The sequence below is a fragment of the Bradyrhizobium sp. WSM1417 genome, from assembly GCF_000515415.1.
In the GTDB taxonomy this organism is placed as follows: Bacteria; Pseudomonadota; Alphaproteobacteria; order Rhizobiales; family Xanthobacteraceae; genus Bradyrhizobium.
In genome coordinates, this window is record NZ_KI911783.1 from 6343007 (window position 1) to 6356215 (window position 13209).

9 protein-coding genes are annotated in these 13209 nt (G+C 59.5%); 8 read left to right on the top strand and 1 reads right to left on the bottom strand.

The features are described from left to right. Positions 1-32 precede the first annotated feature (32 nt). On the bottom strand, positions 33-1463 hold the full coding sequence (locus tag BRA1417_RS0131170) for an ImpA family type VI secretion system protein (RefSeq protein WP_027519144.1): 1431 nt from the start codon (positions 1461-1463) through the stop codon (positions 33-35). A 310-nt stretch (positions 1464-1773) separates the two neighbouring features. Between BRA1417_RS0131170 and BRA1417_RS0131175 the strand changes: the two genes are divergently transcribed. From BRA1417_RS0131175 to tssK, 8 genes are all read left to right on the top strand, one after another. Continuing rightward, positions 1774-3261 (top strand): methyltransferase, encoded by a 1488-nt coding sequence (locus BRA1417_RS0131175; protein ID WP_027519145.1) that lies wholly within the window; start codon positions 1774-1776, stop codon positions 3259-3261. A 119-nt stretch (positions 3262-3380) separates the two neighbouring features. Next, on the top strand, positions 3381-3884 hold the full coding sequence (locus BRA1417_RS44385) for a hypothetical protein (RefSeq protein WP_156949001.1): 504 nt from the start codon (positions 3381-3383) through the stop codon (positions 3882-3884). 726 nt (positions 3885-4610) lie between these two features. Beyond that, complete coding sequence (locus BRA1417_RS0131185) at positions 4611-5777, top strand: hypothetical protein (RefSeq protein WP_027519146.1); 1167 nt, start codon at positions 4611-4613, stop codon at positions 5775-5777. 271 nt (positions 5778-6048) lie between these two features. After that, positions 6049-7977 carry a type VI secretion system Vgr family protein gene (locus tag BRA1417_RS41155; RefSeq protein ID WP_051448404.1) on the top strand — a complete coding sequence of 643 codons (1929 nt, stop codon included), beginning with the start codon at positions 6049-6051 and terminating at the stop codon, positions 7975-7977. Positions 7978-8094: 117 nt separating this feature from the next. After that, a complete protein-coding gene (locus BRA1417_RS0131195) occupies positions 8095-8646 on the top strand; it encodes a hypothetical protein (protein ID WP_027519147.1) in 552 nt (183 codons plus the stop codon). Positions 8647-8787: 141 nt separating this feature from the next. Beyond that, positions 8788-10203, top strand: coding sequence for a type VI secretion system-associated FHA domain protein TagH (tagH, locus tag BRA1417_RS0131200; RefSeq protein ID WP_027519148.1), 1416 nt, complete (start codon positions 8788-8790; stop codon positions 10201-10203). 141 nt (positions 10204-10344) lie between these two features. Continuing rightward, positions 10345-11739, top strand: a complete 1395-nt coding sequence (gene tagH / locus BRA1417_RS0131205) for a type VI secretion system-associated FHA domain protein TagH (protein WP_027519149.1) — start codon at positions 10345-10347, stop codon at positions 11737-11739. Positions 11740-11798: 59 nt separating this feature from the next. Next, a complete protein-coding gene (gene tssK, locus BRA1417_RS0131210; protein WP_027519150.1) occupies positions 11799-13136 on the top strand; it encodes a type VI secretion system baseplate subunit TssK in 1338 nt (445 codons plus the stop codon). The last annotated feature ends 73 nt before the right edge of the window (positions 13137-13209 follow it).

The following is a 13209-nucleotide window of genomic DNA, read 5'->3' on the forward strand; positions in this document are numbered from 1 at the left end:
GGCGGCCTCAAAACTTTGATCAAGCGAACGTCTTACTTTTCGGCCCCGACATTCTTAAGCGCCGCTTTAGGCAAAACGTCGCGGAGCACGGCCATGAAATCTCGTTCCGCCAGCGCTCGCGCACGATCACAGATCATGGGTACCGGGCTGGCTGGCTCGGAGTGGCGGAAGTAGCTTTGGACCTGTTCGATCAAAGCAATCGCCTGCGAGCGCGTCCGGACATCATATCGAGGAGTGGTTGCACCGGCCTCAGGCGCTACAGCAGCCAGCTCGGCGCCGGACGGCCCGCTCACCTGCGGCAGACTGCCCAATTTCCCGACTGGAAGTTCGAAAACTTGGTCGCCACCGATCTGAAAGGCGGCCTTCTCCATATGCCCGGGAACGAGGATGCCGATCACCTCGATAAAAGATTTGCCGATGAGCTGATGTGCCTGGCGTACGAGTGGCAGGATCGGGCTCGAAGGCTCGCGCTGGCTGTAATACTCCGATACGGCCGCCAACGCCTCGCGTGCCGCTTCGAGCGACGTCGGCGCTCCCATTGCGACAGGCCTGCTGACGCCGCTCTCCTGCTGAGCTCCTCCCGCATCGTCCACAGCGCCAGGCTCCGCCTCATTCTGGGCGGGGCTTTCGACCTCGAGTGCAGCGGGATCGACAAATCCCTGTATCTTCTCGATCAGGGCCGGGAGGGTCTCGAAGCCTGCGGAGGTCCCGTGCACCGCAAACGCCTCGCGAATGCGATTAACAGCGACCTTCAGCATGCCGATGTACTTGCGCGTGACCGCGAGTGCGGTCTGATCGGCATCGCCTCTGGCCTCGAGCAGAGCGGCCGGCGCCACTTTGGCCTCACCGCCACGCGGCTTGACCTCGCCTTTCGCGATCATCGAGGTGCGATAGCTCACCGTGTTAATGCGGCGCGCCTCAAACAAAGGCGCATATTGCAGCGGAAATACTACAGTGGCTGCATCGAGATCGCCGATCGCGAACATTCTGGCGGACGCATCATCTCCCTGACAACGTGGGTGAACCTGATCCCAATACGATTCGAGCAGCAATGCCGCGGCCGCAACACTTGTAACAAATCCAGCAAGGTCTTTGTCCAGAATCTGGAGGCGCGCCTGCAAAATAAGCAACCGAATATCCCGGGTGCGCTGCAGCAGGGGCTTGATCAGCTCACGCTGCCCCTTCAAGTCGACCGTCGTGCGGTCAAATGGCTTACCGTCCTCCGCCGAAAAAAAAGAGCTTGGCAGGATGAGCTCTGCCTGAGCGAAGAAATTGAGATAACCGGGATCGCCTTCGGCATCGAGATCCGGACCGCACGGGTCGGCTCCGGCAAGCGGCGCCGTGAGCGCTGCGACCACCGGATCGGAGGCAAGCACATCGAGAATCAATGCGGACGGCGGTAGCGGCGGCGGCTCAACGCCGACTGCGTTCTGATCGACAATGCTTTGGTCAGCATGAAGCACTGCAATGGCCCATGGATGCGAGGCCTGGACTATAGCTCATTTTTGTGAATTCCACGCCAGAATTTATTCTGTCCCATATCGGCTGCCCAATAGATCCTTTCGCCGTCCACGGCTAATGCGCTTTACGTCCGAATTCGCCTTTGCTCTATTCTGGACTATGTCGCTCCAACTGCATGTTAAGTTCAATGTGGAACTCACGACATCAGGGTCGATCATCGGTCGTGCGAGCAGGAGCCAGGCTCATTAGATGGGAGGGTATCGATCGCATGTGTGACGCCACTTCACGCAGATCCCGTCATGCGGTGCAGCGATGACGCTTCGGATCGGGACCAGAGACGACTTCGCTCGTGTCCGTGAATGGCTCGATCGGCTCGATTTCAGCGAAGAACCGATCGTCGATCTTCTGCGCCTCCCCAATATGAGTCGCCTGCCTGATGCGAACTCCTCGAACATCACGGGTGGCACACCGGCTTTGCGAGCGGCAATGGCACTTTTTATCGACGGTAGCACCGTGCCCACGGCTCTGATGGAGTCGGTATGTGACGCGGCGACACTGGCTTCGTTGAGAGCCCTCGATCTCGTCCGCGATTCGCCCGAAGGTGGAGTGACCTGCCCGGTCTGGCTCTATCCGACCGACGGGTTTTGCGTTGCCTCGGATCGCCAGCTTCGGCCAGATGCGGAAGGCTCCGGCGAACTTGTCTTCCCTGCTCACGACTCAGGCACCCTGCACTTGCTGAAGCTGCTGCCAGGCGCGCGCGCTGGTCACGCCCTCGATCTGTGCGCGGGGACCGGTATCGGAGCGCTCCATCTGGTGCGTGCCGGAATGAGCGCCACATCACTCGATATCACCGCTCGATCCGCGCATTTCGCCGACTTCAATGCCAAGCTCAACGGCCTTCGGATCGAGAGCCTGCGCGGCGATCTCTTTGCTCCGGTCGAGGGGCGCGCGTTCGACCTGATCTGCGCCCATCCGCCATGGGTGCCCTCCCTCGGCGACGGAGCCGTGTTTCGGGAAGGCGGCGACATCGGGGAGGAACTCGTGGCCCGTCTGGTCGCCGACCTGCCGCATCATTTAGGGCCCGGCGGCACCGCCATTTTGATGTGCATGGGCCGGGATGGCCGCGACGCGAGCTTCGAACAGCGTCTACGCGGCTGGCTGGGCGAGGCCGGGGCCACCTTCGACATCATGGCTGGTGTGATGCGCACGATGTCGATCGACGAATTTACCGGTTCACTGCAAAGGCTGCACTTTAGGGGCGACCGCGAAAAGGCGGAATCCCTCGCTGAGCGTTTTCGGGCTCTCCAAACCGAGAGATTCGTGTACGGAGCGAGCTTCATTCGGCGGACCGAAACCGCGGTCAGGGAACCGCCGTTGCGGCTGCGAATGACGGGCGCCGCAACGAATGCCGATTTCGAGCACATCTTGGCCTGGCGGACATTTCGTCGCACCGCGGCGTTTGCAGATTGGTTGTCACCCACAAGGCCGCGGCTGCCAGCTGGCCTGACGATGACCATGCAGCACAGCGTGCGCGAGGGTCGCATCGTTCCGGAATATGCCCGATTCGTCAGCAACGGCGCGCTGGCGACCACCATTCAACTTGACGTCTGGACAACGCAATTGCTGTCGGGGTTCGACGGTCAACTGACCGCCATCGACGCATTCAAAACAGCCGAACAGAACGGCGGACTCCCGGCCGAATGTACCTGGCCGATTCTCGCTGATCTCATCGGCCAAATGGCCGAGCGCGGCATCGTCGTGGTTGACGGGCCTGACGGACAGGCGAATCCGGCATCATGACCGGCAGAACGAGGTGCTCGCGGCACGATATGTTTGAGGCAAGTAAGGCCCCCCATCGCCCAACACTCGGTGCGCCGATGTGGTATTTGAATGGTCAATTCTGAGAAAAGGGGGGCTGCATGAGTCTGAAACTTCCTGACAAAATCCCTGTGGCCGCAGAGACGTATGAGGCGCTTCTTAGGCTCGGTAGTCCATGGCCGCTTGATCCGAGATTGCAATCTCTGGTTATTGTCACCAATGATGCGAGTGATCCCTGCATGGTATGGGCTTCGCCAAAGCTCACGACCTATCGCGCGGTTTGGAGTAAAGCTGCCGGGGGCGGATTTGTGGAGCATGCCAGCGAATGGGGGGACAATGTTGATATTGACCACGTATTCCCGCGAAGCTGGGCTAATTTGTCTGGTAGCAATGTAAATTATGTACGGCTTTTTCCAGTATGGGCAGAGATAAACCGCCAGGCTGGTGGTGGCCGAGAAAAGAGTGCCCTCAGAGCCGGAGTGTCGGCGCCACGGACGCGAGGTATCATTTTTGCGCAAGAACTGCAGGTTTTGAAAATCCTCGGGCACGAGGTCGGCACAGCGTCCGATCCCGTCGAGATTTTCGGCAGCAAGCGCAGGAGTTAGATTCTGCGCTGGCGTTTCCGCCCGAAGGCGGTCTCTGTAATTCTTGTTGGAGCTGAAGATCGGGCTCCATTGCAGCACGCGCATTCAGTTCATGCGTTACGTCGTGACAGCAACCGTTCCGTTCCTGGAAATTTATTGAGCGGGTGCTTGGGGAAGAAATCCTTCGGGGTCAGCGTTCGACCGAGCCGCTCTTCAAGGCAGCCGATACATAGGCAGCCATCCTTCGGCTCCATGTCTACGGCTTTCCAGATCTCTGGCGTCACCATGTAGACTTCCGACAGATGGTTTACGTACGGCTTTGGCTCCTCCCAAGGGTGGGCCATAGCCTGTTCCATCTGTTCGCGGTTCAGACAGCCGGGAGCCGTGTTGAACCCACAGTCGACGCACGCCCAGCTTTCCGTCGTTAGGCCTCGCAAATCCGGCTTCATGGGTCTGGAGTTTACCACAGCGGATGCACCGGGGCTAAATTAAGAGCAGCGAATGCCGCATCAGTTCCTGTCCTGCCGATCGCCGTAGGTTTCAAAGGACGGCCCCTGATGACGGCCTTCCCGGGGTTTGGCAACTGGCTTGAACCCTCCGGGGCCGGTGTTCGACTACTGTCAGTCAGCATTCATATTCGAGGGACCTCAGTTTTGGCGTTGCACAAGACGGAGGTGCTGGCAAACTGGGGTGCATCTTGCGCGACGGCCTTCGTCATTCGATTTGTAGGCATCAGGGGCATTCAGCGTGGACGAAAAAACAGGGGCCAAGGTCATTACAGTCGCCCAGAGCCTTGTTGGCAGCCATTATATCCATGGCGCCTACGGCGCGACGCCGGGACTCAATGACGGTTGTCCGTGCCGGCCCGGCAGTGTCGGATTCATTGCAGACGAGAAGCATCTCGACCCCAAGGTCAAGCTGGACAAGACGTTGAGCCTTGCCGTTAATGCAGCAACAACGACGATCCAACACCAGGGGAAGCTGCCAACATACTCGGTTTGCGCCGGCAACTACGATGCTCCGCTGGCCCCCAAATACCCCGGAAACAAGTTCCCATCCGACACCGATCCAGACCTCATTGCCTATCTAGATTCGCTCAAAGGAAAACAGCCTTCGACTTGGCCGACCAAGGCGCAGTACTTCACGCCACGCCGGACGTTCGGACCAGGGCAAAATGGCGGCGATGGCAATGGCCTGCTGGTTTGGGCCGAATCCTGCAAGGACAAGAAGCATTTCGATTGCGTGGGGTTCATCGGCTATTGCTATTGGAAGGCAAGCGGAGCGATCGTCCAGCTCGAAATCAGCGACTGGCGCGACCCCAACAAGGTGGGGCAAGTGTATCTGCTCAAGGATGGCTGGAAAGAGGACAGCAAGGAAAAGGAGGAGAAGTACAAAGCTACAATCGGGCGGAAGCCAGCCGACGTCATGGATGGCGACATCTTGATCAAGGCTGATCACCACATCGCCTTCGTCGGCAAGAACAAGATCATTTACGAAGCCCAGGACTCGCAATATGGCGTCTGCGCTACTCCCGGCTTCGATCTCGCTACCTCAGGGAATAAATGGACACACCTCGTACGCGTGGTGACCAAGGATACTCCCGAACTCGAGTGGCCGATGGGCTGGTGGCGCGTCTGGGACGGCGGCCTCTGGTACTATTATCTGGGTCCCGACAATGTTGCGACTTCGAGCAGAAAGGGTCCGGTCTACGACACGATCAAGCCACCCATGGAGCCGAGAAACAAGGGCACGTGGTTTTACACGGCGCCCAAGACACTCGTGATTACGTGGAAGAAGGTTCCAGGCGCAAAGGAAGAAGCGATCGAAACGTTCTGGAACGCGGAAAAAGATAGCAAGCAGATCAACGCAACGTCGACCCTGTACACGCCACTGGTCGCCAACTGGATGAAGTAAGCATCGGGCGCGCGTGCGTCTCTCCATTCAGCGCGTAACCCTCGCGTCTCACAGTGCTCTCCCTTGCGAACTCCGGAGCAGTCACGCTGCTCTGGATGAGCTACGAAAGGAGCGCTCACTATGGCTTCGGCGACCGGGTAGCCGGCGGGCCAACTCGCAGCCTCCTGTTTATTCGCCCAGGCTCTTCCTATAGCCTGCCGCGACGACTGAACCAAATGCGCGGATTTTTGCACTTATCTCCCAAGGCATATTAGGAAGGAGCCGGTCTCCAATGGCCAAATTAACGCAGGACGGCCGTGTCGGCGAACTTACCACCCCTCTTGGCAGGGACGTCCTTGTCTTGCGACAATTCATGGGAACCGAAGGATTGGGCGAGCTCTTCGAGTTCGAGGTGGACGCGCTCAGCGAGGAGGAGAATCTGGACTTCGATCAGGCGCTTGGGAAATCCTGCACGGTCAAGTTCAACGGCTACAAGGGCAAAGACCGCTTTTTCGACGGCATCCTGACGCGCGCGCAATGGATCGAAAAGGTCGAAGACTTCTTTCACTACAGGCTAACGCTGCGCCCCTGGTTTCATCTTCTGGACTACAAGGCCGACTGCCGGATCTTCCTGGACAAGAACGTCAAGGACATCATCCAGGAGGTCTTCACCAAGGCCGGTTTTACGGATTTCGAGTTCAAGACGACATCCGAATACGACACCATTCCCTATTGCGTGCAATATCGCGAAACCGACTACGCCTTCTGCTCGCGGCTGATGGAGCAGTACGGGATCTACTACTTCTTCAAGCATTCGGCAGGCAAACACACACTGGTGCTGTCGGACTCGCACTCCTCCCACGAGACCAATTCCGACGTGCCGATCCTGCCCTATCTTCCCCTCGTCGATTATGCGTTGCATGAGAGTCAGCTGCTCGGGACCTGGATCATGGAGCGCCGCTTCCGAACTGGAAAGATCCAGTTCAACGACTACGACTATCTGAAGCCAAACAAGAAACTACTGGCGCCCAATGAGGCGGCCGAGAACTACGCCCATTCCAAGCTCGAAGTCTACGACTACCCCGGAAAATATGACGAGGAGGAAAAGGGTAAGAAGTTTTCAAAATTTCGTCTGGAAGCAGAACAGTCGTACGATCATCGCCGCTACGTCGAGGGGGATGCTGCCTCACTCTTTGCCGGCACGCTCTTCACGGCCGAGCGGCATCCCGTAAGCGGGGAAAATCGCGAATTCCTGGTCGTCCGCGCGTCGCACCGGTTCGGCGTGCAATCCTATCGCACGATTAACGCGGGTGGGGGCTCAGAGCCCCAAGCCTATTATGGCTCCTATGAGTTTCTTCCCAGCGACAAGCCCTTCCGGAATTTGCCACACACACCGCGGCCCCGGATCTACGGCATCCAGACTGCGAAGGTCGTGGGCAAGAAGGGCGAGGAAAGCGAAGAGATCTCGACGGACGAGAACGCGCATATCTGGGTGCAATTCTATTGGGATCGCGAGCCGAAAAAATCCTGCCCGGTCCGCGTCGCTCACGTTTGGTCCGGAAAAAAATGGGGCACACAGTTCATCCCGCGCATCGGAATGGAAGTTGTTGTTGATTTCCTCGAGGGAGATCCCGACCGCCCGTTGGTCACGGGTTGCGTCTACAACGGCGACAACAAGGTGCCCTACGACTTACCCGACAACAAGACCCAGTCCGGGACGAAGTCGGAATCGTCAAAGGGCGACCACGGCTACAACGAGTTCATGTTCGAGGACAAGAAGGGCAGCGAGTTCATCCGAATGCATGCCCAGGCCGACCATCTGGTCACGATCAATGCGAACCAGACCGGCTCGGTCGGCGCCCTTGATAATCCGGACGCGCCCCCGATGGGTGGAGACCAAAGCTGGGTTGTGGGCGGAAATCGAAACTGGAAGATTCAGAAGGGCGACGACAATGTTCTGCTCGAGATGGGAAGCCAGTCGATTAAGCTTGAGTTGGGGAAACAAACAGTGGAAACGGCCATGGGAATCACGCTGAGCGTCTGTTTTGGTCTCAGCACCATTGAGATCACGCCTGCGAGCATCTCGATGAACGCGCCGACGATCAACCTTACAGGCCTAGCGGCCATCAATCTTACCGCGCCGGCCGTCACCATCGGAGCGGTACTTACTACGCCATCACTGATCGCCGGTGCTGCTGTAATTGGCGGTATTCCGATCTAGCGGCTGAAAGTCCAGCGGCTTCGAATAACGACCAGAGGGCGCCCCGTGGACACAACGAGGCCCAGATTATGGAATAGTGGCCATCAGGCATTGTGGTCGCCGATTGGGGGTTCTTCGATGTCCTTTGTCCGCTTCGCAACGGCCCGGGCCCTGTTCGAGGCCTTCCCGGACCTGTCACAGACCATCAAAGTCGAGCCGACGGAGCATCCGCCGATCGACTTCGTGAGATCGCTGGTTACTAACGACAAATTTCCCGAGGCAGTGGCGTTTTGCGCGCATCTCCTGCCCCGGCGGGAAGCCGTGTGGTGGGCATGCTTGAGCGCGCGCACACTGACGGAGGAGATTGCGAGGACTCGTCCGCCAGGGTTGCTCGTCGCAGAAGCCTGGGTATTCCAGCCCGACACAGAAAACCGCCAGCGCGCGCTCGATATTGGAGAGCGGAGCGATGAAAACGATCCGACGACCTGGCTTGCGCGTGCTGCCGCGTGGTCGGGTGGGACTCAGACCATCGGCGGCCAAGCCGCGCCGATGCCACCCTATATGACCGCGCGCGCCAGCCGCATCGCTATCCTGTTGAGCGCGAACAGAATCAGAAGCCACGAGCGCACCCCTCGCTTGCGCACTTGTATCTCCGAAGCCATCAAGCTCGCCCAGCAGGGTATTGGGTGAGATGGAGTTCCAGCTGGGGCCGGTCTCGCCGGCGCCCCGCATGCCCGCCTTGCATGCCATAGGGAATGGACCTACCTTGCTCGCAGATCATAGAATTATCGACTTTTTTCCATTGCCTGATTGCGCCCCACGAATACGGTCATGTCGCTGACGCTGAAAGTTGAGAACCTGACGAGCCTGCCGGACGGTGGGCCTCTCAGTGTGACCATCCAGGGCAAGGGCGGCATCGACATCGGCCGCGACGCGTATCTTGATTGGACCTTGCCGGATCCCAGCCGTACCGTTTCGGGACGGCACTGTGAGATTAGGTGGCGCGATAGCAGCTATTGGCTCCATGACACTTCAAGCAACGGCACCTTCCTGATGGGTGCCGAAACGCGCCTACCCGTTCCGTATCGCATTCGCGACGGCGATCGCTTCGTGATTGGCCACTACCTCGTGAGCGCATCCATTAAGGGTGGGGCAGCCGACGCTGCTGCTGCGGTCGGGGAATTGAAGCCGAGCTATGACGACATCTGGCAGGCCGTCGGTGAGGTCGCACAGCCGATCAACCCGAAACACCTCAAGTCGCAGCGCGAGCTGGGACCGGCCAAGGCTGATTTCCTCGAATGGGCGATCGAGGTTCCGGCACAGGCGCCCTCCATGCGCTCGTCGCGCTTCGAGGCGAAGTCTGCCCCTGCGCTCGACGACATGGGTTGGGCGGAAGGTGGCAGGAGGGCGCCGCCGCCCGCCCCTGCCGCACCTGCCATGCCCGACCCGCGGCGGCCGATCTGGGCCGATGAGGCTCCCGCCCCAGAGGCATTCGAGCCGAGCCCTTCGGTGGCCCGGCCGGCGCCTGCCCGTCCCGCCGCCCCGCCGACACCGGAAACGCCTTGGCCGGAAATGCCTGCACCGGTCCCGGCGCCTCGCGTCGGCGCAGCGCCTGAGCCGCCCGTGTGGCGCCCTCCGGCGCCCGTTGCCATAGCAGGCAGTACGTCACGTGAATCCGGATCGAACGATTTCGTCCGCATCTTTGCACGCGCGGCCGGTCTGCCGGAGAACGCGCTCGCCAGCTGCAACGCCGGGCTGCTTGCAGAGGAAATTGGCGCGTTGCTGCGCGTGATCACGGAGCATTGCCAGCAGCTGCTGCAAGATCGCCAGCAGGCCAAACGGATGGCTCGCACATCTGATCACACCACCGTCCAGGCGCTTGCCAATAACCCCCTGAAATTCGCGCCGACCGCTGAAGACGCCTTGCGGCTCATGCTCGGAAAACCGAGCCCGAGCTATCTCGATGCTGGTGGCGCTTTCAAGCAAAGCTTCGAGAACCTGAAGTCGCATCAGGTTCAGACTTACCGGGCTATGCAGCATGCGCTAAAGGATCTACTCGCCGAATTCGATCCAGCCGAGATCGAGAGGAGCACCGATGCCGGCAGCGGCCTGGTGGATTTGTTCGGATCGCGCAAGACGCAGCTCTGGGACGCCTATCTCTTACAGTGGAAGGTGCGCAGCCAGGGAAGGCGAGACGCTATGCTGCGCGCCTTCATGAACTACTTCGCCGAGCACTATGACGGGTAGGCCAAACGACCGGACTCCCGTTCGTCACCTTCGACGCGCACAATTTGCTCGAATGGCCGAGGGTAATGACGGGAGGGCCCTGACAATGCTACACACAGACATTGCGGAGGTAGCAGCTCCCCATCACAAGGGAATTCATTAATGGCGCTTCGCCTGACCATCGAAAACCTTTCGACCTTGCCTGATGGCGGGCCGATTTCCTTTACGATGGAGGGCACCCGACCGGTTGATATCGGACGGGACAAGCATGTCGATTGGACCCTACCGGACCCGACTCGCTACATCTCGGGCAAGCATTGCGAGATTCATTATCGCGACAACGGCTATTGGATCCAGGACGTCTCCACCAATGGCACCTTTCTCAGCGGCTCCGATCACAGGGTTCGCAGCCCACATCAGCTCCGAGATGGGGACCGCCTGATTATCGGTCACTACATGATAGCTGTGGCGATCGAACGGGATTCTATCGCGACAGAAAGTCCGTATGCAGGCCCTGCTGTCGTTCAAACGTCGATCTCCGACGTCTGGGGAATTGAACGCGAGTTTCCAGAACCTAACACCGGCCCACAGCTTGCCGGCCGCCTTCCTCAGCCAGCGGCCCCGCCGGCGCCGACCGTGGATTGGACCGGTGGCGGTTCGGCCGAGGACATCGCGCCCGCGCGTCCGATGCCATCGCGGTCGTCGGGCGATCGCGGCGCGGCCACCCCCCTGGCGTGGGGCGATGATCAATCGCAGGCAGCGCCTTTCCCGCAGCCGGCCAAAGCTGCGCAGCCTCCCGCGCCCGGAGAGGAAGATACGCAGCGAGAGAGCGTGAACCCATTCATAGCGCCCCCCGCCGCCACCGAACCGGCTACAAAGGCAGCTGAAACGTCGACGACACTGCCCAACGCGTCTTCTTCGCCGAACCTTTCAACCATCGCGGAGACCAATATACAGGCGCGCGATGGTGGCCAAGCCTTTGCGCGCCGGATCGCCACAGGTGCATCCCTGCCCGACGATTTCTTCGACGGCCGAAATCCCGAGGAGCTGACCCAGCAGATCGGACAGCTCATCCGTCTTTCGGTGGAAAACGTGATGGCGCTGCTCCAGGCCCGCAATGAAGCCAAGCGCATGACGCGCAGCAAGTCACAGACCACAGTTCAGGCCACGGAGAACAACGCCCTGAAGTTCGCAACGTCCGCCGAAGACGCCATGAAAATCATGTTTGGCCCGAAATCACAAACCTATTTGGATGCGCGAACCGCCTTCGATCAAGGTTTCAGGGACTTGAAATCGCATCAGCAGCAGACCTACGCGGCCATGCAGCATGCAATTGCGGTCCTGTCGACTGAACTCGACCCGGCGAATATCGAAAAGAACGCTCGTGAACATGCGAGTACACTGGATACGCTCAGGTCCCATAAGGGCCGTCTCTGGGACACGCACATCGCCCGATGGAAGGCAGGATTCGGACGAGAGCCCGGCGCGGCGGTCGAACAGTTCATGCAGTATTTCGGCGAATATTATGATGGCAAGCAAGATGGGGATCCCAGATGATCCAGCGGATGCCGATACTTCAGCGGCCGGGCGGCAAAACTTTTCAACAGGCCTCGTAAATGTCTTGGTACAGCAAGGTTTTTTGGGCGGAGGGTTTGTTTCTACGCCCTCATCATTTGCAGCAGAGTGATCGCTATCTTGAGCATCTGATCGACAAACGCGTTCGCCGCATCACACCCTATCCCTGGGGCTTCGATGAGCTCGAGATCGACCAAGACCTGGCTCAACAGAGCAAATTCGCGGTTCGCCGGGCCAGCGGTGTCCTGCCGGATGGCACGCCGTTCGACATTCCAGCGGACAGCCCACTCCCCGAAGCGATCGACGTGCCCGAGGGCACGGCGGGCCAGATCGCCTGGCTGATCATGCCGCTCCCCGCGCCAAATACCCGCGAAGTGGACGAGTCCACTGCCGATAGTGCAAGTCGCTACATCCGCGCCTCAGAGACATTCATCGACTCGACCTCTTCACTGCGCGTCGAGGAAGAGGTCGAGATTGCGGTGCCTCGCCTTTCCTTCGAGCTGCGCAAGACATCCAAGCCCGGCTACATGGGACTAGGGATCGCACGCGTGCTCGAAGTCCGCGACAAGAACGTGCTGTTCGACGAGCGCTTCGTGCCGCCTATGCTCGTCTGCGCGGCCCACCCCGTCATCGATGGCTGGCTTAATCGGATCATCGGCTGGATCGATGCCAAGCTCGAGGAATTGGCGCGCTATGCGGTCGACCCGTCCTCGGGAGGTGGTCTGCAAAGCGTCGACTATCTCGTGCTTCAGCTTCTCAACCGCGAGATTCCGGCTCTGATCCACCTACAGCGCTCGGGCTATATCCATCCGGAGCGGCTCTACGAGCAGCTGTTGCGACTTGCCGGTGAGCTCGCGACATTCGCAACTACCGAACGCCGCGCGCGGGACTATCCGTCCTACGATCATGACGATCTCGAGAACGTCTTTGCACCCCTGATCCGCGACATCCAGGAATTTCTGAGCGCAAGATTGGGACGGCGGGCTATCCGCCTCGAAATCATCGAACGGGCCCAGAACGCTTTCCTATCGCCCATCCGCGACCGTTCGCTGTTCCGCAACGCGACTTTCGTTCTGGAAGTCGCCGCCGGGCGGCCGTTGGTTGAGATCCAGAACGACTTTCCCCACCTCTTCAAGGTCGGGCCCAACACCAGGATGAACGAAATCGTGCACGCGAACCTGCCCGGTTTGCCGCTGGTGCACCTGCCGACACCCCCGCCGCAAATCCGCGCAATCACCGACCACGTGTATTTTTATCTGGACAGGAAGTCGCAGCTCTGGCCTGACTTCAGCAACGCGGCGTCCATCGGAATGCATTTCTCCGGAGATTGGCCGGAGCTAGAACTATACCTCTGGGCAATTCTTGAAGATCGACGATGAACGACAGGGACAAACCTGTTAACCCATTCGGGCGCGCTGAGCGGACGATCATCCGGCCAAATCCTGGCGGTCG